At 38.6% G+C, this 22,989-nt stretch carries 17 protein-coding genes; 12 read left to right on the top strand and 5 right to left on the bottom strand.

The window, feature by feature from the left end; translation table 11 throughout:
- Positions 1-48: 48 nt before the first annotated feature.
- From C1A06_RS07420 to C1A06_RS07410, 3 genes are all read right to left on the bottom strand, one after another.
- Complete coding sequence (locus C1A06_RS07420) at positions 49-1,509, bottom strand: aminoacyl-histidine dipeptidase (RefSeq protein WP_101689613.1); 1,461 nt, start codon at positions 1,507-1,509, stop codon at positions 49-51.
- Between the two features lie 247 nt (positions 1,510-1,756).
- Positions 1,757-2,449 (bottom strand): hypothetical protein, encoded by a 693-nt coding sequence (locus C1A06_RS07415; RefSeq protein WP_101689612.1) that lies wholly within the window; start codon positions 2,447-2,449, stop codon positions 1,757-1,759.
- Between the two features lie 134 nt (positions 2,450-2,583).
- On the bottom strand, positions 2,584-4,428 hold the full coding sequence (locus C1A06_RS07410; protein WP_101689611.1) for a DEAD/DEAH box helicase: 1,845 nt from the start codon (positions 4,426-4,428) through the stop codon (positions 2,584-2,586).
- Positions 4,429-4,644: 216 nt separating this feature from the next.
- Here C1A06_RS07410 and bamJ point away from each other — a divergent pair, with 216 nt between their 5' ends.
- Positions 4,645-5,679 carry a BamJ family beta-barrel-assembly machinery protein gene (bamJ, locus tag C1A06_RS07405; RefSeq protein ID WP_101689610.1) on the top strand — a complete coding sequence of 345 codons (1,035 nt, stop codon included), beginning with the start codon at positions 4,645-4,647 and terminating at the stop codon, positions 5,677-5,679.
- Between the two features lie 289 nt (positions 5,680-5,968).
- A complete protein-coding gene (locus tag C1A06_RS07400; RefSeq protein ID WP_245872028.1) occupies positions 5,969-8,275 on the top strand; it encodes a transglycosylase domain-containing protein in 2,307 nt (768 codons plus the stop codon).
- Positions 8,276-8,309: 34 nt separating this feature from the next.
- Here C1A06_RS07400 and C1A06_RS07395 read toward each other — a convergent pair whose 3' ends face one another.
- Positions 8,310-9,410, bottom strand: coding sequence for a glycosyltransferase family protein (locus C1A06_RS07395; RefSeq protein ID WP_101689608.1), 1,101 nt, complete (start codon positions 9,408-9,410; stop codon positions 8,310-8,312).
- A gap of 292 nt (positions 9,411-9,702) precedes the next feature.
- On the opposite strand from C1A06_RS07395, the gene C1A06_RS07390 reads away from it, so the two are divergent.
- The 5 genes from C1A06_RS07390 to C1A06_RS07370 all read left to right on the top strand — a co-directional run bounded on the left by C1A06_RS07390 (position 9,703) and on the right by C1A06_RS07370 (position 15,762).
- The gene (locus C1A06_RS07390) at positions 9,703-13,167 is read left to right on the top strand and encodes a glycosyltransferase family 117 protein (protein ID WP_101689607.1); all 3,465 of its coding nucleotides are present in this window, start codon (positions 9,703-9,705) and stop codon (positions 13,165-13,167) included.
- Positions 13,168-13,234: 67 nt separating this feature from the next.
- Positions 13,235-13,846: a polysaccharide deacetylase family protein gene (locus tag C1A06_RS07385; RefSeq protein WP_101689606.1), complete on the top strand. Its 612-nt coding sequence runs from the start codon at positions 13,235-13,237 to the stop codon at positions 13,844-13,846.
- 60 nt (positions 13,847-13,906) lie between these two features.
- Complete coding sequence (gene recF, locus C1A06_RS07380) at positions 13,907-15,013, top strand: DNA replication/repair protein RecF (protein ID WP_101689605.1); 1,107 nt, start codon at positions 13,907-13,909, stop codon at positions 15,011-15,013.
- The gene (locus C1A06_RS07375; protein ID WP_101689604.1) at positions 15,010-15,303 is read left to right on the top strand and encodes a DciA family protein; all 294 of its coding nucleotides are present in this window, start codon (positions 15,010-15,012) and stop codon (positions 15,301-15,303) included. The genes recF and C1A06_RS07375 overlap by 4 nt, the downstream gene beginning before the upstream one ends.
- Before the next feature lie 12 nt (positions 15,304-15,315).
- Positions 15,316-15,762: an acyl-CoA thioesterase gene (locus tag C1A06_RS07370; protein ID WP_101689603.1), complete on the top strand. Its 447-nt coding sequence runs from the start codon at positions 15,316-15,318 to the stop codon at positions 15,760-15,762.
- A gap of 10 nt (positions 15,763-15,772) precedes the next feature.
- Here C1A06_RS07370 and C1A06_RS07365 read toward each other — a convergent pair whose 3' ends face one another.
- Complete coding sequence (locus C1A06_RS07365; protein WP_101689602.1) at positions 15,773-16,840, bottom strand: metallophosphoesterase family protein; 1,068 nt, start codon at positions 16,838-16,840, stop codon at positions 15,773-15,775.
- A 310-nt stretch (positions 16,841-17,150) separates the two neighbouring features.
- Here C1A06_RS07365 and trpB point away from each other — a divergent pair, with 310 nt between their 5' ends.
- The 5 genes from trpB to C1A06_RS07340 all read left to right on the top strand — a co-directional run bounded on the left by trpB (position 17,151) and on the right by C1A06_RS07340 (position 22,988).
- Positions 17,151-18,338, top strand: coding sequence for a tryptophan synthase subunit beta (trpB, locus tag C1A06_RS07360; protein ID WP_101689601.1), 1,188 nt, complete (start codon positions 17,151-17,153; stop codon positions 18,336-18,338).
- Positions 18,339-18,462: 124 nt separating this feature from the next.
- Positions 18,463-19,635, top strand: coding sequence for an MFS transporter (locus C1A06_RS07355; RefSeq protein ID WP_101689600.1), 1,173 nt, complete (start codon positions 18,463-18,465; stop codon positions 19,633-19,635).
- Positions 19,636-19,705: 70 nt separating this feature from the next.
- A complete protein-coding gene (locus C1A06_RS07350) occupies positions 19,706-21,154 on the top strand; it encodes a lipopolysaccharide biosynthesis protein (RefSeq protein WP_101689599.1) in 1,449 nt (482 codons plus the stop codon).
- A gap of 8 nt (positions 21,155-21,162) precedes the next feature.
- Positions 21,163-22,164 carry a glycosyltransferase family 2 protein gene (locus C1A06_RS07345; protein WP_101689598.1) on the top strand — a complete coding sequence of 334 codons (1,002 nt, stop codon included), beginning with the start codon at positions 21,163-21,165 and terminating at the stop codon, positions 22,162-22,164.
- A complete protein-coding gene (locus tag C1A06_RS07340) occupies positions 22,164-22,988 on the top strand; it encodes a LicD family protein (RefSeq protein WP_101689597.1) in 825 nt (274 codons plus the stop codon). Before C1A06_RS07345 ends, C1A06_RS07340 begins: the two co-directional genes overlap by 1 nt.
- The last annotated feature ends 1 nt before the right edge of the window (position 22,989 follow it).

Raw genomic sequence — 22,989 nt, 5'->3', positions numbered from 1 at the left:
CATTGCAAATGCAATGTCTTTTTTTTGCTTAATATTATAGCGTAAAGATTATTTGATTCTTTCCAAAGTCTTTATCAAATAATCATAGAATGGCTCTACTGTATCTATTTCGATATATTCACCCGGTGAGTGCGCATTCAAAATTGTAGGTCCAAACGAAACGATATCCAATCCTGGTGTGCTTGCCAATATGATACCACATTCCAAACCTGCATGTACTACCGAAACACGAGCTTCTTCATTAAACATTTCTTTATACAGATCACGCATCATATTCAATGTATCTGATTGAGCATTAGGTTGCCATCCCGGATAAGGATTTTCGATAGAAACACGAGCTCCTGCCAGAGAAAAGATACTATCCAGACTAGAACAGATCTCAGCCTTTTTAGTTTCGGAAGAACTGCGAGTCAACATTTTCGCTTCTATAATACCTTCTTTCGACTTAACCGATGCTAGATTTGTTGAAGTTTCGATTGTTCCTGCAAAAATAGAGTCAGACAATACACTGATTACTCCATTCTGACAACCAACTACAGCATGGATCAAGCTATCTTGAATTTCCTCTGGAATCAATGTTTTAGGCAATTCAGTTTTCTCGGCCTTGAATGAAATATTCGGATCAGCTGCTTTATATTCTTCACGATATATTTCTTCAAACTCAGAAACCAAATCCAAGAAGTCTTCAACATCTTCCTCCGGAAGAGTTACAATAGCAAACGCTTCGCGAGGGATAGCATTACGTAACGAACCTCCATCAACCCAAGAAAGACGTACTTCACAATCGGCAACTGCTTCTTTCAAGAAACGGAACAACAGTTTATTCGCATTTGCACGCCCCACGTGGATTTCTGTACCAGAGTGACCACCTTTCAATCCAGTTACACTCAATCTATAAGCTACATCCCCTTCAGGAACTTCTACATCCTTGTATTGCCAGTCAACGTTAACATCTGCTCCACCAGCACAACCAACACACAAGTCTCCGATTTCTTCGGTATCAAGATTCAACAGAATTGAACCAGTAAGGAATCCCGGTTTCAAACCGAAAGCTCCGATCATACCTACTTCTTCATCTATTGTGAAAAGAGCTTCAAGTTTACCATGCTTTAGAGTTTTGTCAGCCAAAACAGCCATCATAGCTGCAGCACCCAAACCATTATCAGCACCCAAAGTTGTATTGTTAGCTCTAACTACCTTTCCATCAATATGCGCATCGATAGGATCTTTCAAGAAATCATGCACTTTATCAGCATTTTTCTGAGGAACCATATCAACATGCGACTGTAGGATAACCGTAGATAGATTTTCCATACCCGGAGTAGCAGGCTTTGTGATCAATACGTTACCCACCTCATCCATCTTAGTATCTAATCCTAACGATTTACCAAAATCGAATACGAATTTTGTCACTTGTTCCATATGTCCGGTTGGACGAGGAATCTGCGTAAGCTCATAAAAATACTCCCAAACCTTTGCAGGCGCTAAACTTAGTATGTCTTTTGCCATTTTTATATTTATTTTAAGTTAGTACTCAATATAACAAAGATAAGAAAATTGAAAGATGTTCCTTTACAATTTGACATATTTCTAAACAGGGTTTTTACATTCAAAATCTTAATTTCATTTATAAAAAGTGACACTTGTATACAACTTTTCATTGTTTCTTCGTTTATAATTTAATCTAAAGAAAAAAGCCTCATCCATAAAATAGTATAGATAAAGCTTTCTGAAATATTTAGTAATAAGAACTCTACTACTCAATAGTATAATCTCCGAAGATATCTTTCTTGACAGTTTTCTTATTCCCTTTACTATCCTCTATAATCGTATTCCCAAAGATGTCTTTTTTCACAGTAGTCTTATTACCGTCTGAATCTTCGATTATAGTATTTCCGAAAATATCTCTCTTGACAGTTTTCTTATTTCCTTTATCATCTTTTATAATTGTATCGCCAAAGATATCTTTTTTCACAGTAGTCTTATTGCCGTTCGAATCTTCGATTATAGTATCGCCAAAAATGTCCTTTCTCACTTTCTTCTTACCACCGCTATCACTGTTTATAATCGCATCTCCAACTACCCCTTCTAGAATATCATCATGAATAGTCCTTTCTCTGGATTTTACCACTGCCGATACATTTTGTTCTACCGGTTGATTTATTACTGGTGGAATATATCTATGTAATTCTACTAAACGCCCATCGATAAAATAAAAAAGATAATCCGGCGAATATGTATAGTTGAAATGGATAACCTCCAGCAGCCCTTCAGGAACATTCGACATCGATTCGAGAATAAAGTTTCTTTCACCCATTATACCGATAGCTTCTTCTTTACTCATACCCAACGTAATCTGCGGTACTAGCTTGCTCGAATCCGGAGCATTGAGAACTGAACAAGAGGTTAATATAGCAGATGAAATTAATACAAGAAACATTTTTTTCATAGGTCTTTATTTTGATGTTTAAAATTTGACACTTTCTCGGAGGAAAGGTTTAATTCTAAGAGACCTCTAAGATAGAAAAAGCCCTTGAACCTAACGTTCAAGGGCTTCAAATTATTTAGCAGCTATATGATATTTTAAAATCTAGGCTTACTTCCTTTTCTGTGACTGCTTGATTTTCCTTTCGAAAAACCGCCTTTATCTCCTCCTTTACTGTCTCTGCGTTCTCTACGTTCGCCACCCGAACGATCGTTACCTCTATCGCTTCCACCTCTGAATCCGCCACGGCCTCCGCCTCTGCTCGACCCCGAATTTCCAGTACCGCTACCATCTCCGGTTGCAACTTCAATTGCTATCTTACGGCCGTTGTTACCTTCTTGGCGATGCATTCCTTTAACTACTTTCGTAGCATCACGTTCTGCCACTTCGAAGAACGAGAAGTTTTGCATAATATCGATACGACCGATTGACACTTTACCAGGAACGTAATCGTTAACTAAGCCCATCAATGTGGCAGGATTAACATTATCTGTACGACCTATATTGATGAACAAACGAGTAAATCCTTTTTCAGCTTGACGAGAACCGCCACGACTGTCGCGATCTCTACGACGAGGATATGATTGATCGTCACGATCTCCGCCTCTCGATGCTGTTGGAGTTTCAATTTCTTCAGCATCACGATAGTAATCTAGAATTCTGTTAAACTCTAGAGATACTACACGTTTGATGATATCTTCTTTTTGTAACCAGTCTAATTTGCGATAAACTGCAGGAAGGAACTTTTCGATTTCTTCTTCGTTTACTTTTACTTTTTCTACTCTGTCAACAAAGTTAAATAGTTGTTTTTCGCAAATCGCATCACCCGACGGCATTTCGCCAATTTCGAATTTCTTGTTGATTATTTTTTCGATCTCGCGTACTTTACCTTTTTCCTTAACATGGATAATCGATAATGAAATACCGGTTTTTCCGGCACGACCAGTACGACCACTACGGTGTGTATATGATTCTATATCATCAGGCAAACCATAGTTGATTACATGTGTCAAGCTATCCACATCCAATCCACGAGCAGCAACATCAGTTGCAATCAGTAACTGAAGGTTATGAACTCTGAATTTTTGCATCACACTATCACGTTGAGCTTGAGACAAGTCTCCGTGTAATGAATCAGCATTATAACCATCTTGAATTAACTTATCAGCTATTTCCTGTGTCTCTTTACGAGTACGACAGAATACAATTCCGTAGATATTCGGATAATAGTCAGCCAAACGTTTTAGAGCTAAATATTTATCTCTTGCATGAACCATGTAATACACATGTTTCACATTGTTTGATCCTTCATTTTTACGACCGATAGTAATTTCTTTCGGATCGTCCATGTATTTGCGAGTAATTTTCGCAATTTCCTTCGGCATCGTAGCCGAGAACAGCAACATTGTGCGTGTTGATGGAACTCTAGACAAAATATCATCGATACTTTCAGTAAAGCCCATATTCAACATTTCGTCAGCTTCATCCAGAACAACGTAACGCACATTATCCAATGCAACAGTCTTACGGTTCATCAAGTCAATCAAACGACCTGGTGTAGCCACAACAATTTGCACACCGCGTTTCAACGCTTTAATCTGGCTATCTATACTAGATCCACCATAAACCGGCAATACGCGTAAATTGTTGATATACTTCGAGTAGTCAGCCAAATCACCTGCTATTTGCAAGCAAAGTTCGCGTGTTGGACACAGAATCAATGCCTGAGGCACATTTTCATTTGTATTTATCTTCTGTAATACAGGAAGTCCAAACGCTGCAGTTTTCCCAGTCCCGGTCTGCGCCAATGCGATTACGTCTTTTGTTTCGGCCAGCAAATAAGGAATCACTTCTTCTTGTACCGGCATGGGCGACTCATAACCCATTTCTTCGATTGCACGACGGATATCCGCTGCAACCCCTAATTCTTCAAATGTCTTCATTAAAAATATATAACGTTTTATATTAAAACTTTGCGCTGACCGTAACCCGTTAATCTGCACGGCACTGACAAAATCGACTGCAAAGATAATCAAATCAATCCATGTTTTTATATCTATTTAGAATAAGTTTGATTAGTCATATGTTAATTACAAGTCAAAATTTATATCTTTGCTGCCATCTGAAACAAAAGAAATTAACTTTATCTGAATAAATTGATGAAAAAAATAGCATTATTAATATTAGCAACGGGTGTTCTGGTACCTTGTTCGCTATCAGCTCAAAAGAAAAGCAAGAAGAAAGAATCGAAACTAACAGAAAAAACTGCTGAGCCAGTTTCTATTCAAAGCCAAAACGACTCGATCTCATATGCTTTCGGTGCGAGTCTTACTCAAGGACTTCCTCAATATCTCACTCAGCTAGAAGTGTTAACAGACACAGCAGCTATCAGCAGAGAATTCAATCTGAAAATAGAAAACGAAAGTGATCTTAAGAAGCAAGAATCATTACGCAAAGAGCTGGCATCTAAATTAGACTCGACTAATACTGCAAACTCAGCAAATACTGCAAGATTCTTGGATGGTATAAGCAAAGGCCTAAACGATTCGAAAGACAAAGCCTACGAAACAGGGCTAAGCATTGCCGGACAGCTGAAAGAAATTGCACAGCGTTTTGCATCCGAAACTCTGAAAGAAGGAGAAGCTGTCAATCTCGATAAATTCAAAGCTGGATTTCTAGCAGCTTTCAAAGGCGAAAACACGCTTATCAATGAGCCTTCACAGCTGATCGACAATCTTATCACGAAATCCAGAGAAAATAAAGCAAAAGCAGAAGAAGCTGCATTGAAAGAACAATATGCAGAAACGATTGCCGAAGGTGAAAAATTCATGACTGAAAATAAAAGCAAGCCGGGAGTAATAACACTTCCTAGCGGATTGCAGTATAAGGTTCTGAAAAAGGGCGAAGGTGTTATTCCTCAAAACGGCGAACAAGTAACAGTTCACTATCATGGAACATTGCTTGACGGAACTGTATTTGACAGCTCGGTAGATCGTGGCGAGCCAATCAGCTTCAATGTTGGCCAACTCATCAAAGGCTGGAACGAAGCTCTGATGCTTATGCCCGAAGGATCGAAATGGGTATTGTATATACCTTACGATTTGGCTTATGGAACACGGGATCAAGGCCCGATCAAACCTTTCTCGAATCTGATATTCGAGGTAGAATTAATCAAAGTAGGCGACGGAGAATAATACACACAACTATATATTTACGAGGAACTTCTCTCTATAAGGGAAGTTCCTTTTCTATATCCCTAACTCTCTTATATATAAGTTTAAGCATTTTTAGAAATATATTTGAAACGTTTTGAGTAAATTTGCAGAAATTTCAGAGGAGTGTGCCTACAAGTACAAAAGAAAAAAATAACAGCACAAACCTAGATTAATTATCGATATGGATAAAAATACATCAAAGAAAGAAAAATCATCTGTGAAGAAAAATAAAGAATCTCGCTTTTCTATCAAAAAGATAGTAAAGTTTATGTGGGTTGTATTTATCGCTGGATTAGTTTCTACGATATTACTTTTCATTCTCATTGCCAATGGGGCTATTGGTTACATGCCAGACATCAAAGAGCTGGAAAATCCGATAGACAAATACGCATCACAAGTATACTCGTCTGACGGAGAATTACTAGGGACATATTCGCAAGCCAAAAACAATCGCATATACTCGGATTACAGTGATCTACCTCAGCATCTGATTGATGCATTGGTAGCTACTGAAGACGTTCGCTACTACAAACACTCGGGAGTAGATGCTAAAGCTCTAGGCCGTGTTATAGGAAAAACTATCTTAACGCTTAATCCGAGCGGAGGAGGTGGTAGTACCATAAGTCAACAGTTGGCTAAGTTACTATACTCGCCACCATCTGAAGGGCTACTTGATCGCGCCCTAAAAAAACCGATCGAATGGGTAATTGCTGTACAGCTGGAACGTTACTACACAAAGGACGAAATCATCAATTTGTACCTGAGTCAATTCGACTTTTTGAATAATGCAGTCGGAATACAATCAGCTGCTCAGGTATATTTCAACAAAAAGCCTCAAGAATTAACAATCGAAGAATCGGCGACTTTAGTAGGTATGTGTAAAAACCCATCTTACTACAACCCAGTACGCAAAAAAGCTTACGAACGTACAAAGCTAAGACGCAATACCGTTCTTGAACAGATGGAAAAGTATAATTTCATTACAACACAAGAATGTGATTCGTTAAAGAAATTAGACATGACGACCGATTTCCGTCGTGCTGATCACAAAGACGGGTTAGCTCCATACATGCGCGAGTACTTACGCATGATAATGAATGCAAAAAAACCGGATCGTAATAATTACAGAGGTTGGCAAGAACACCAATATTATTCTGACTCGGTAAACTGGGAAACAAACCCTCTTTACGGATGGTGTAACAAAAACAAAAAGCCGAACGGAGATAATTATAACTTATCGACTGATGGACTTAAGATATATACAACCATAGATTCTCGCATCCAGCAATATGCTGAAGAAAGTATGAGAGAACATATGGGTAATACTGTTCAACCGGCTTTCGACAAAGAGAAGAAAGGACGTAGCTATGCTCCGTTTGCATACTCGCAACGCAATCGTGCAAATGAGATTCTTGAGCGCGCCATGAAGCAAACCGACAGATACCGCAACCTAAAAAATGCAGGAGCAAGCGAAGACGAGATTAAAAAATCGTTCAAAACACCTGCCGAGATGAAAGTATTCTCATGGAAAGGCGAAATCGATACAACTATGACTCCGATGGACTCGATCCGTTATCATATGCAGTTCTTAAGATCGGGTTTTACGGCAGTAGACACATATACCGGACATGTGAAAGCTTACGTAGGAGGTATCGATTTCAAGTACTTCCAATACGACATGGTCAATAAAGGGCGCCGTCAAATCGGTTCGATTATCAAGCCATTCCTATATACACTGGCTATGGAAGAAGGTGCTACACCTTGCGACCAGATGCTACACGTAGAACAAACATTGATAACCGAAACCGGAAAACCTTGGACTCCAAGAAATGCAAATAGAAAATTAATCGGCGAAATGGTCTCTATCAAATGGGGGCTGCAAAATTCGGACAACTGGGTTACAGCTTACTTGATGGGAAGAACATCTCCATATACTTTTGCCCGCCTACTCTACTCTTTCGGTATTACGGGTAAAATTGATCCCGTTGTGTCAATGTGTCTTGGCCCACATGACGTATCGGTTGGAGAAATGGCTTCGGCTTATACAGCCTTTGCTAATAAAGGTATTCGAGCGACACCTATGTACGTAACTCAAATTGAAGATACACATGGGAATATAATTGCAACATTCTCGCCTCAACTTCACGAAGTGTTCAGCGAAAGAACATATGTCAAAATGATTGATATGCTTCGTTCTGTAATCGATGGAGGAACTGGCGGCCGTATGCGCCGATATGGTGTTGAAGGACAAATGGGTGGTAAGACTGGTACCAGCCAAAACAACTCTGATGGTTGGTTTATGGCTTTCTCGCCACGCCTTTCAACTGCTTGTTGGGTAGGAGGTGAAGATATGAGTATCCATTTCGACCGCATGAGTGAAGGACAAGGAGCTGCAATGGCATTACCTATCAATGCGTTATTCTTCAAGAAACTATATGCTGATGGGAAAACGGGCTACTCTAAATTCGATGAATTCGAAACAGTACCGGGAATCAGTCCTTGCGACAAATCACTTGACATGGAGGACGATGGTCAGAACCCTCAAGTAAAAATTGATAATATGTTCAACGAATAAAAGAACAGTAGATAAAGATATACATAAAGCAGTATCAAATTTCGTCCCAGAAATTTAGGTACTGCTTTGCTATTTTTCGGTAATCGTGATGTTCTTCGACAAACACCCTGCTATTGACTGACAATCGAGGAAGCTTTGACTTATTCAGTACCAGCCATTCTAACTGCTCGAACACGCCTTCGTATGTAGGAAAAACGTTTATAATCGGAAAATTTTCATCTTCGCCCAACAGATCATATATCTCTGGCTCGCCACCACTGACAACGACTTTACCTTTAGCCATTGCCTGCAAAGCATTTACTGCAGGTGAATGCGAATACAATTGATCCAAAACAACATGGGCTTTATCCATAGCTCGCTGATATTCCGAATAGCTCAATGATTCAGCACGTATCACATTAACCTGATCAGGATATTTATTTGCAATCGCATTCAAAGCTCTTTCCATAATATCGGTACCCTTCAATTCGCTACGGTCTTTATTAATACCTATAAAAAAGTTTACTTTATGCGGCTCAACCTCAATTGGGTCGAAAGCAATCTTATCAACATTAATCGGCAAAGGTAGATACTCTAATTTATCTTCATAATAAGGTTTATATGCCTTATAGTATTCATAAAGACAAGCTGCAATCCCATCCGATTCTTCAGCCATCATACGATTAGCCCTTTCGGCTGGCGAGTCTATCCATGTAGCTTTCAATATTTCGTTGCACTTCAAGTTAGTGGGCTTACCATCTATCCAGAATTCAGAGTATTTGAATATTTTATTATCCATGCAAGCTCTTACCCAATAGCTATCATCACCGAAAGCGCCTAGTATTATTTTCTTGTTATTTTTCTTTAATCTGTGGAAGAACTTTTCGTTAAAATTCACGTTTAGTGTTGTAAAATTTGGATTAATTAGCTGAACAACATCAAAACCTCGCATCTTCGATATTTTACGCGAGAAATCGAATACAGAAGAAAACGTATCGACGAGCCCCGAACTTTTACGTGTTAAATCAATATCACGCTCGAAGTCCTTAAAACCATCACCATTAGATGCCACAACCACTTCGTGTCCAAAAGTGCGCAAACCCTCAGCAAGGGTCAGATGCAAACGACTATATTCTCCGACTAAAAGAATCTTCATTTTTCAAATCTTTATACAGCAAAAATAGCATTTCTTTATTCGAATATCAAAATTGCCCTTTCTTTTTCACAGATATAACATTTCAGGGCCAAATATTAGTCAATTACACTTCAAACCCGACTAACATAAAACGTCAAAAAGCATATCAAATTATCGTCGTATATGGATTCCTAAAAGAACTGAAATTGTCATAAAAACACAATACATTAATACTTTATCTTTCTTTTTAACTATATTTGCAGCCTGATAATTATAATTATGCAATAGCCTGTCGGCTTACGAAAATAATCTTATGAAGAAATACAATCTTATAAACAATATTTGTGGCTGGTTTAGCTTTCTGATAGCTGCAACTGTTTATCTGTTAACCATCGAACCTACAGCCAGTTTCTGGGACTGTGGAGAGTTCATTTCATCAGCTTACAAGCTAGAAGTTGGCCACCCACCGGGTGCACCTTTCTTCATGATAACAGGTAACTTATTTACTCATTTTGCATCCGATCCTTCACAGGTGGCTGTCATGGTCAATGCCATGTCGGCTCTATTGAGTGCTGCAACAATCTTATTCCTTTTCTGGACAATTACTTTCCTTGTCAGAAAGCTCGTTTATACAGATAAATCGAAAGAAATGACTTTGGCTCAACTTATCGTTATCATGGGTAGCGGTCTAGTTGGAGCATTGGTATATACATTTACAGATACATTTTGGTTCTCAGCAGTTGAAGGGGAAGTTTACGCCTACTCTTCGATGTTTACTGCACTGGTTTTCTGGCTAATACTCAAATGGGAAAATCGTGCCGATCAACCAGGATCCGACAAATGGTTGGTACTTATAGCCTACGCAATGGGGCTTTCTATCGGAGTCCACTTGCTGAATCTACTTTGTATTCCTGCTATCGGACTTGTTTATTACTACAAAAAAGCTGCGAATCCGAACCTAAAAGGCACGTTATTAGCATTAATCGCTTCGGGATTCCTAATCGTCGTACTGATGTATGGAATCATACCGGGATTCACTAAAGTTGGAGGATGGTTTGAATTGTTATTTGTAAACCAATTCGGGCTATCATACAATAGCGGTGTATTCTTCTACATCGTTTTAATACTTGCCGTAATAGCTTGGGGATTATACGAAACTATAGCTAAGAAAGGCACTCTTAAGAAAGCAAAAATAGCAATGGCTCTTAGCCTTGTGCTAAGTGGCGCTGTACTTATTGGTGACAATGTGTTGCTTTGGATAGTACTAATAGCTGCACTAATAGCAGGTACGGTGATGTATAAAAAATTGGATGCTCAACGTATTAACACTGTAATACTTTGCCTTCTAGTTATACTTATCGGATACTCGTCATTCGCATTGATTCCTATTCGTTCGATTGCAAATACGCCGATGGATCAGAACTCGCCTGAACATGTATTCTCACTGGCTAGTTATCTGAATCGAGAGCAATATGGAGATCGTCCTTTATTCTATGGACGTACCTATGTATCGGATGTATTACGTGACAGCAATGGCCGTGCCTTAGAGCCTGCAAGCCAAAAAGAGAGCTACGACAAAATAGTAAAAGACAGCCCTGAAGATAAAGATCATTATTATGTAGCATCTACTATACCATCATACAAATTTGACAACGAAATGTTGTTCCCTCGTATGTATTCGAATGTAGATCGTCACTTAACCGGTTATCGCATCTGGGGGGGGATTACAGATACAAAAGTAAAACCTACTTTCTTCCAGAACATGGAATTCTTCTTCCGTTATCAGCTGAATTATATGTACTTCCGCTACTTCATGTGGAACTTCTCTGGCCGTCAGAATGACATCCAAGGAACTGGAGGTATCAGCAACGGAAACTGGATCACTGGTATCGGATTTATAGACGAACTTCTTGGTAATGGTCCTCAAGACAATCTTCCACCAGATATGGCAGAAAACAAAGGGCACAACGTGTATTACGCAATTCCTTTCCTTCTTGGTATCATCGGTATATTATATCAGGTTACTCGTGGACGCCGAGGCGAAGAACAATTCATAGTTACATTCATGCTGTTCTTCATGACGGGTATTGCAATTATTCTATATCTGAATCAGCAACCATTCGAACCGCGCGAGCGTGACTATGCATATGCTGGATCGTTCTATGCATATTGTATATGGATCGGGCTTGCTGTTGCGGCAATATGGAATTTCTTGTCGAAGAAAATTAAAGGAGCAGACACGATATTAGCTGTTGCTGTATCAGTTATATTATTGCTGGTTCCGGTGCAAATGGCTTGCCAAAACTGGGATGACCACGATCGCTCTGATCGCTACACTATGCGCGATTTTGCTCATAACTATCTGGATAGCTGCGAACCTAATTCAATCCTGTTTACGAATGGAGATAATGACACATTCCCTCTATGGTACGCTCAGGAAGTAGAAGGATATCGTACAGATGTTCGAGTTTGTAACCTGAGCTATCTGCAAACTGATTGGTATGTAGAGCAAATGCGCCGTCAGGCATACGATTCAGAACCGCTTCCGATCAATTGGGAACCTAAACAATATATGGGCGACAGAGGAGCTTCGGCATACTTGTTATCGCGCAAAGAACTGGAAGATGTAATCACATCTCAACTTGATCAATCGGATCGCAGATGGGGAGGTTATGTAAACTATGCGCAATATTTCGATACCGCTGCATTCCGCAACATAATGCCACTTGATGAAGCTCTGAATATATTGAAAAACAACGAGAATTATGCGCCGCGCAATCCGTTTATCAATTCGGGCGTTGTCCTTCCTTCTCGTAAATTCTCAATGCCTATCGATAGCGCAGCTATTGATTGGAAAGCGCTTGGAGTAGAGCCTCGTAGCGAAATGGTTATCGACCTCGATAATGGCAGAGCCGGTATCTATCGTCAGGAAATTATGATCATGGAGATGTTGAACAGCATAAATAAAGATAATTGGAAACGTCCGATCTATTATGCTCTCACTATTGGAGATTATCCACTGAACATCAATAATCATCTTATACTGAATGGTATTGTTTACAGAATTACTCCGGGAGAGGTGAACGCAAATCGTGTAGATACGAAAGTGATGTACGATAACGTAATGAATAAATTCAAATGGGGAAATGCAAACGATCCGAATGTATATCTTGACGAAAACAACTTGCGTCTGTGCCGTACATTCCGTCTGACATTCACTTATCTGATCTCAGCTCTGATGGAAGAAGGTCAGAATGATAAAGCGTTATTAGCTCTAGACAAATGCATGGAAGTCCTTCCTGGTAATACAATTCCTAGAGGACAAGAATCGCTGGTATTTGCTAATGCATATTACGAGTTGGGTCAAAAAGCAAAAGGAGATAGTATTCTGAACGAGATATACTCTCGTGCTGACAGAACGCTACAATGGTATGCTAGACTTGATCAAAATAACATGGTTCAAAGTAGTGTCGATATCAGAGAACATGTTACAACTATGGTTAAATCATTGGATGTAATAAGCGACCTTGACAAAGTTAGATATGACAAAGAGATGACTCATGTATTATCTTATATCGAAACATTCATGAAGAATGGTGTCGTATTCGATAATCGTAGCCATCCGCTTGACTACATATATTATATGATAGCCATGGGACAACGTATCGACACAGATTCAGCATCGCAAGAGCAATACAAAGCATATGCTTCGAAAGTGCTTGATCTAATGAACAGATACGATCAAAGTCTTCTTCAAAAATATATCAGACAACAATAATTTACTAAAGTAGCATAAGAAACAGGTTTCAGAATTGTAAAACCTGTTTCTTTCTAAATATTACACAATGCTAATAGAACAGCCACCTTTGCTGTACAGAGCCCTTTATAAAGGAGCTATCTGGAAAAAAGAAATAGAAGGAGAGAAAGTAGTATATCTGACTTTCGACGATGGACCAATTCCCGACATAACACCTTGGGTACTTGACCTTCTAGACCAATACAATATCAAAGCAACATTTTTCTGCGTAGGAGACAATGTGCGCAAATATCCCGATATCTATCAAATGGTATTAGATAGAGGTCACCATGTTGGCAACCATACATTCAACCATCTTCAAGGACTGAAAACGAAAACGAAAAATTACTTGGAGAACGTCGAATTAGCGACCAAGTATATCAAATCAGACTTATTCAGGCCACCTCACGGACACATCCGTTTGCCACAGTTTTATATGCTAAGGAGTCAATATAAAGTTGTGATGTGGGATGTTGTCACACGCGATTACAGTAAGATTCAAACACCTGATAAAGTTCTACAGAATGTCAAGAGATACACTCGTAATGGTTCTGTCATTGTTTTTCACGACTCGATAAAAGCCGAGAGAAACATGAAATATGCTCTACCTAGGGCTATCGAGTGGCTAAAAGAACAAGGATATAGCTTTAAACTATTATAACTAGTTATTTTGTCGACATAAGACTTTAAATTGTATTTTTGTAATACAATTTTATAGATTATGATATTAGAACGGCTATCCATACTCAATTACAAAAATATTGAACAAGCAGAGTTAACACTTTCGCCAAAAATCAATTGCTTTTTAGGAAGCAACGGAATGGGAAAGACCAACTTGCTGGATGCTATCTATTATCTTTCGTTCTGCAAAAGTTACAGCAATCCTATCGATTCGCAAAACATCAGACACGATGCCGATTTTGCCGTTATCCAAGGATTCTACAAGCTAGACGAACGTCCCGAAGAAATCTTCTGCAGTCTTCGCCGTCGTCAGAAAAAGCAATTCAAGCGCAACAAAAAAGAATACGAGCGTTTATCAGATCACATTGGATTATTACCCGTAATTATGATCTCCCCGAGCGATACCGAGCTGATTAATGGAGGTAGTGAAGAACGTCGTAAATTCATAGATACGTTCTTATCGCAATTTGACAAGGAGTATCTCAACTCGTTGATCAGCTATAACAAAGCACTTCAACAACGCAATGCACTATTGAAAACAGATGGGTATATAGACGATACCTTACTCGACCTTTGGGACGATCAGATTGTTGCAGAAGGGCAAATTATATACGAAAAACGAAAAACGTTTATCGAGCAATTTATTCCTACATTTCAGAAATTCTACAACCATATATGTTCATCGAACGAGGAAGTCAGCCTTGCATACGAATCACACTTTGGCAAAGGTGATTTTAGAGACATATTGCAACAAAGAAGATCAAAAGATAAAATACTGGGGTATACTTCGGTCGGAGTACATAAAGATGATCTAGAGATGCAAATGGATGGCTACGCCATCAAAAGGGTTGGATCGCAAGGGCAAAATAAGACATATGTAGTAGCTCTCAAATTTGCACAATTCGACTTTCTACGAAAAGTCGGATCTACAACTCCAATCATGTTATTAGATGATATTTTTGACAAACTAGATGCTTCACGTGTCGAAAAAATCATATCTTTAGTATTGGATAATGATTTTGGCCAAATTTTCGTAACCGACACAAACCGCGAACATTTGGACGAGATACTATCAAATACTCAAACAAACTATCACCTCTATGAGGTTGATAAAGGTGAAGTAACACAAAAAAGACCGGCTAAATGAGAAAGAGAAATACTGAAAGTTTAGGCGAAGTTTTACAGGAGTTTTTCTCCGAGAATCAATTTTTCAGACAGAAATTGGCTGAGAGCAGAGTTGTTTCGGGTTGGCCAAAGCTTATGGGAAAGGCAGTCAGTTCATACACGACAAGTATTTACATGAGAAACGGCATATTACATATTTCCATCAGCTCATCGGTTCTACGCTCCGAACTAATCATGGCCAAAGATGTCCTTATAGAGAAAATCAACCAAATGGCAGGCTTACCTGTAGTTAAAGATATTATTTTCAGATAAAAAACTAACATAATGGATATTCCTCATATCAAATTCAAGCATACAGTTCCACTTCAGATTCGATTCAATGACATCGATTCATTGGGACATATCAACAATAATATTTTCTTCAGTTTTTTCGACTTAGGTAAAACTACTTATTTCGAGAATATAAAAGCGCAGCATTTTACATGGTTCGACGGTGCAATTGTAGTGGCTCGCATCGAAACAGATTTCTACTCGCCGGTATATTACAAGGAAGCTATTGCTGTTGATACTAAAATATCAAAACTAGGCAACAAGAGCGGCACATTCGTACAACAAATTAGAAATGTCGTAACCAATGAAATTAAATGCCGTGCCAAAAGTATATTTGTTGCTTACAATCCCGACATTCAGGCATCAATGCCTATCCCTCGCATCTGGAAAGATGCTATAGAGCATTACGAAGAAGTAACTGCCGAAGAAATGGAAGGATAAGGCTGAAGCCTTATTCTTCCTCAGCTTTATTTTCTTCTACTTTGAAAGAATCGGGATATTTTACTTCGTGAATTTTTTCGCCACCCAACAATCGGATGTAAGAAGTAAACGAACGATCTCCTTCTGTTAGTTCAATCACACGGCAGCCGTTAAGTCCTAAATTGTTATATACAGTTTTACCACCTGAATAGCGTCCATAAGCCAAGGCTATATCCTGATAAACACCTATATAGTCATTGTCGTGGTCGTGACCTACGAAAGTTCCCATAATATCGCCCGACTCGCGCATAGCGGTAAACATTCCTGAGTTAAGTAATGCTGGACATTCATTCTCATTTCGTGTTCCAACTATATTTCCCGACTTAGCCATCACTGTGTATTCACGGAGAGGAATATGAAAAAATGCTAAAGATGGTACAAGGGTACTATCATTCTTGATATAATATTCTTTGCTATTATTGCGATACCATGCAATCTGATCGAAAGACAACCAACCATAGCCACCGATTTCTTTATCCGAAGTATATTGATTTTTGAGTGTTGCATAATCTCCTGAATCAAAGAAATAAAGGACAGACCTTACACTGTCAGTCTCACTTCCTTTAAGTTCGATAATATAGTTGCCAATTCCATTTAACTGATCAGGTCCTATCTGAGCATAACAGTTAGGTTTCTCCATAGCATACATCATAATACTATCACGAGTCATATCTCGTTCCGAATCATGGTTTCCTAAAACATACGTCCAAGGTACATTACGCTCAACAATAGGAGCTAGTACGCTATCTAAGCACACCTTGGCAGGTTCGCGCCAGATCAAGTCACCTGTAATGACAACCAGATCCGGTTTTTCGGCATCAATAGCTTCCCTCAAAAGCGCAAGTGCTACTTTTGATGAGTCATTGCCAGGGATATAATGTATATCGGTAAACTGTATGATTTTAAAAGATTTATCTTCATTAAATTTGAGTTCTTTCACTGCCTTGTTTTCAACAATAGTAGCCTTGTCTGAGCAAGATGCAAAGAAAACAGATAAAGCGACGATAGTAAATAAAATAGATAGGGTAACTTTTTTCATGATATTTAGTTCTGGATAATTTTAAACAGTCGTAAAATTATAGTTTTATATCAAGTCTTCGAAATTTTAACGAATTTAAATCGCAAATATTGGCTTAAATTCAAAATATTCATATATTTGCAAATATAAACAAGAAACTATGACATCATTCTCAGTAAATAAATATTGGTGGTGGCTCTCAGAATACTCAAATTCCGTGAGCTAAATTGGTATGTATCTACTCAAATAAATGATGAATAAAATACAAAGCCTATCGTTACTCACGATAGGCTTTTTTATTTAGAAACAAACAAATCAAAATATTACAACAATGAAAAAATTTGCAATTGATCAAAATGGATTTTACGGGGATTTTGGTGGTGCTTTTATCCCTGATGTATTAAAAAACAACATCGAAAATTTACAAAAAGCTTACGGCGAAATATTAGCAGACCCATCATTTCAGGCTGAGTTCGACGATTTGCTACGCAACTACGTAGGTCGTCCTTCACCACTTTACTTAGCAAAACGTCTTTCTGAAAAATACGGATGCAAGATTTATTTGAAGCGTGAAGACCTAAATCATACCGGAGCCCATAAAATAAACAATGCAATAGGACAGATACTTATTGCCAAAAGAATGGGCAAAAAGCGTATTATTGCTGAAACCGGAGCCGGACAACATGGCGTTGCTACTGCGACAGTTTGTGCGCTTCTAGGACTTGAATGCGTGGTTTATATGGGGAAGACTGATGTGGAGAGACAATTCCTAAACGTACAAAAAATGGAAATGCTGGGAGCTAAAGTTGTAGCGGCTACCAGTGGTAATATGACTCTGAAAGATGCTGTAAACGAGGCTTTAGAAGACTGGTGTAACAATCCGGATGATACATTTTACATCATCGGATCTGCCGTAGGACCACATCCTTACCCCGATATGGTTGCACGCCTTCAATCTGTAATCAGCGAAGAAATACGTAAACAATTGAAAGAACAAGAAGGTCGTGAAACACCTGATTATATCATTGCTTGCCTTGGTGGCGGAAGTAATGCTGCAGGAGCGACATACCACTTTTTGGAAGACGAAAGTGTAAAAATTATTTTTGCCGAAGCTGGAGGTAAAGGTGCTGAAACAGGTATGTCGGCAGCTACTATCACGACTGGTCGTGTTGGTGTATTGCATGGCAGCAAGACGCTGATCATGCTCGACGAGAACGACGAGGTAATTGAACCGTATTCAATATCAGCTGGTCTTGATTATCCCGGAATAGGTCCATTATATGCATTCCTCGATCAACAGAAGCGTGCACAAACATTAGCTATTACTGACGACGAAGCTATGCAAGCTGCATTCGAACTTACAAATCTTGAAGGTATCATTCCTGCTATCGAGTCATCTCACGCACTTGGAGTACTAGGTCGTGTAAAATTCGACAAAGACGATGTAGTTGTTCTCAACTTATCGGGAAGAGGTGATAAGGATATGGAAACCTTCATCGCATACAGAAATAACAAATAAAACAGGTTACACAAACCTATATATAAAGAGCTGAGTAGATGTTGTTCAGTTCACAAGAAAATAGAGAAAGCATTCTCTATTTTCTTGTTTTAAATGAGTACTTTTGCAGCACAAAATTAAACTCATGGATATCCTATATACGAAAGAACAATTACAACGCATTCGCATTGCTATATTTATATTCTACTTTACTCAAGGAATCTGTTTTTCGAGTTGGGCAAGCCGCATTCCTGATATAAAAAATTCACTATCACTAGATGATGCAGCGTGGGGCACAATCTTATTGATGATGCCAATTGGACAAATTTGTGGCATGACATTGTCGGGATTATTGGTATCTAAATTGGGCAGCAACAAGATATTTCCTATAGCGATCTTTGGATACATCATTTCTCTTGTTACAATCGGCATTTCATCTAGCGAATACTCATTAATACTCTGCTTGATTGTATCTGGCTTTTTTGGCAATTTATGTAATATATCTATCAACACGCAGGGCGTCAATATCGAGAGTATGTACGACAAACCGATAATGGCATCCTTCCACGGAGGGTGGAGCATAGCTGGCCTTGTAGGTTCTTCTATAGGTCTTTTAATGTCATATCTACGCATCGTTCCTCTATATCATTTCATTATTGTTGCAGTACTTTTATCAATATTAGTGAGTCTGAATCTCAAATTCTTACTGCCTGATACAAGGAAAGAGAAATCAGAACTGGAAAAGAAATCGAAAAGAGCAAAGCCTGAAAATTTTTTATTTCTACTCGGAGCTGTAGCTTTCTTCGGAATGGCAGCAGAAGGAGCAATGGCAGATTGGAGTGGATTATACCTTCAAGATGTAGTTGGAACAGAAAAAAGTCTTGCTCCATTAGGGCTGACCGCATATATGCTAACAATGGCTACGGGACGCTTTCTTGCTGACAAAGCCGCTATGCGATTCGGTAATCAACGCATTCTTCAAGCCGGCGGGATACTTATAGCAACAGGACTCTTCTTGACTGTTGCATTCCCTACCCTCCCCATTACAATCATTGCGTTTATGATTATTGGTTTTGGTACTTGTAGCATTGTACCTACAGTATACAGCATTGCCGGCAAAAAAACTAAAATAGCAACCGGGATGGCATTAACTATCGTATCAAGCATCAGTTTCACAGGATTTCTTATTGGTCCACCAATTATTGGATATATATCGCACATAAGCAATCTACGCTATTCATATGCACTGATAGGAATCTTCGGAATATGTATTGCAATAATTACCTCGCGGATAAAAATTCTAAAGGCAAAAGACTAAAAATCATAGCTCGCTAGAAACCAGCTCTGTTGAAGAAAAAATACGACGAAAATAGCTACCTTTGCCAATCATGGCAGATTCGTTGAAACAAAAAACCGGTGTAGCCCTATTCTGGAGCTTGATTGACAAAGGAGGATTCCAAGTCATTCAGATGCTTGTGCTTTTCTTTTTGGCACGAGAGCTGACTAAAGACGAATTCGGGACTATAGCCGTATTAGGTATTTTCACTGCTATAGCAACTATTCTGCAAGATAGCGGATTTACCATCGGGCTAATCCGAAAAAAAGATGTCAGCCAAGAAGAATACTCCTCGGTTTTCTATTTCAATATAATCACGAGCATCAGCATTTATACACTATTTTTCATTTCCGCCCCATCACTTGGCAGATTTTATAATAATCCTGAGCTAATTAACCTATCGCGGTTCGTATTTCTGGCATTTCTACTTAATTCGTTTGGCATAGTACAGAATATACATCTCATCCGTCAGATGAATTTCAAGACCAATGCTATTATTTCCTTAACAGCCAGTATCATATCGGGCATAATTGCCATATGGATGGCTTATAACGGATATGGGGTATGGGCACTGGCAACACAATTAGTCTTGCAATTTGCTGTCAGAAATCTTCTTCTATGGATTTTCATACGATGGATACCTAGTATGTTCTTCTCTTTTTCGCACCTGAAGGCCCTAATACCCTTTAGTATGAAGCTGACAATTACCGGAATTATCAATCAACTGGGATCTAACATACAACCTACGATCATAGGTAAATACTCGATGGGGCAAGCCGGTTTATATAGCCAAGGAACAAAATTTAATACGATAACCCAAGTAATCATCGCCGATAGCATTAAAGCAGCTATACTGCCAATGTTTACACACATCAATGATGATCCGGAGAGGCGCACTCGTGCTTTTCGCAAAGCGGTTCGCCTGAGTTCCTTCGTCGGATTTCCTATCACTTTATTACTTATAATACTGGCAAAGCCTATCGTTCTGACAGTATTGACCGAGGAATTTATTGAGGCTATTCCAATTTTACAAATAGCAGCAATCGGAGCAATATTCTTTTGTATCAACACAATGAATACTCCTATATTGCAGGCTTTAGGACGATCGGGAGATATTCTTAAATTTGACACGGCCCGAAACATCGTTATTATACTAACCATGTTTATAGCCATTCGTCACGGGGTTCTTGCTTTAGTTGCTACCATGGGATTAGTGAATATCTTATTCTTCATCATTCAACTCACCTATGTTGGTACTCTTATAAACTACAACTTTAAACAAATCATTTCTGATATTGTACCTTATCTAGGTATAGCTATCGGAGCATTCGCTCCGGCAATTTTACTAGGTCATTTCTATAATGATATAAATATGTACTTGCTTGGAATAATACAAACGCTACTATCCGCAGTATTATATCTGGCAATTTCAAAGCTTGCAGGCTCCACTGTTCTGGAAGATTGTATTAACTTAGTGAAACATCTGCTAAAGCTAAAATAGTGATTCGTATGCCGAAAGTTTCCATTTTAATGCCAGTCTATAATGCCGAGAAATATTTAATCGAAGCGGTTGATAGTATCTTGAATCAAACATTCAGGGATTGGGAGCTTATAATTATCAATGATGGTTCAACAGACAGGAGTCGGGAGCTACTTTCACAGATAGCAGATAATCGTGTAATAATTGTTGACAATGAGAAAAATCTCGGACTAATCGATACTCTGAACAAAGGAATTAATCTTTCCAAAGGAGAATATATTGCACGTATGGACGCTGACGATATTTCGACTTCTGAGCGTATTGAAAAACAAGTCCAATTCATGGATAGTCATCCTCACCATATCATGTGTGGAACAAATGCTCTTGTGATTGACAACAGTGGGAAAGTAACAGGTAAAATCAGAAATCTGACTGATAATCAATTTCTCCAAATCAATCTTCTGTTTTCCAATCCTTTTATTCATCCGAGTATGATGATTAGACGCGATATACTTAGGAGCAATCTCTACGACAAACAATACAAACACATCGAAGATTATGAATTATGGTGCCGCATAGCTTTGCTTGGAGAAGTTGCAAATCTTCAAGATGACTTATTGCTTTATCGCTGGCACAATTCAAATATATCTGTAATTAATGCAGAGACTCAAATTCGATCAAAAAAAGAGATAAATAAACGTCAACTCGAAAGATTCGGAGTTACTCCTGACGATAGCGAATTATATGCTCATAACATAACATTCAATCTTTATCATCTAGGAACGAAACAAGAGATTTCCGTAGATAAGGTTAACGACGTTGAAAAGTGGTTTAATAAACTAAGCATTCAGAACAAAAAATTAAACATATTTCCACAGACCGATTTTACAGCTTTTCTATGGAGCAGATGGCTGGTACTATGCCTATCACAAAAACGATATAACAGAATATTGAATCCTAGGTTTGCATCATATAAAGCACCTATCATCAGAAAATTAATAGGTCTTGTCTCACATTTAAAGAATAAATAATGCATCCGCAAACACAAGAATTACGCGAAAGATATAATCCCGATGGATCGCAACTTAGGCTATTACAACTCAAGATGCTGGAGATTCTTGTCGTTGTAGATGACATCTGCACGCGACATAATCTTTCTTATTGGCTAAGCGGAGGAACCTTACTGGGAGCTGTTGTACACGATGGTTTTATTCCTTGGGATGATGACATAGACATTGAAATGATGCGTGACGATTATAAGAAGTTACTCAAAATACTCGAAAAAGAACTACCTGAGCATCTATATCTTCAGACGACGAAAGAGAAAGGATATTCATTGCTAATGAGCAAAGTTCGTGACAAAAACTCGATTGTATATATGAAAGATGAGGATATGTCACGATATCCCTATAAAGGCTTTTTCATAGATATCGTACCGATAGAACGTAGCTACCCTTGGATGAAGAAAATGTTAGATTTCACTTATGGACGAGCATTCAGAAGATTAAAAAGGAAACGTTTAGATACATTAAAGAATATTTATGAGTATGCAGTATCATTGGTTTTATATCCCCTAAGTCGTAGTGCAATATCGATATGCAGATTCATTTGCAGGCTAACCAAACCGGAATCACTTGTATACACATACGGAATCACAGCAAAGCATACTCAACCTTACGAAAATATTTTCCCAACCAGTAAAATTTGTTTTGAAGGACAAGAATTTTCGGCTCCGCATAAGCCTCACGAGTATCTATTCACTCAATATCGCTGCGACTATACCATTATTCCGGGAGAAAACGGACGTCCTCAACACTTCGAAAAAGTAGAATTCATCAATAATCAAGATACTTGAT

It is taken from the genome of Dysgonomonas massiliensis (genome assembly GCF_900240225.1).
In the GTDB taxonomy this organism is placed as follows: Bacteria; Bacteroidota; Bacteroidia; order Bacteroidales; family Dysgonomonadaceae; genus Dysgonomonas; species Dysgonomonas massiliensis.
Note: the sequence above shows the minus strand (reverse complement) of the source record. Positions and strands in the feature narration are given on the sequence as shown.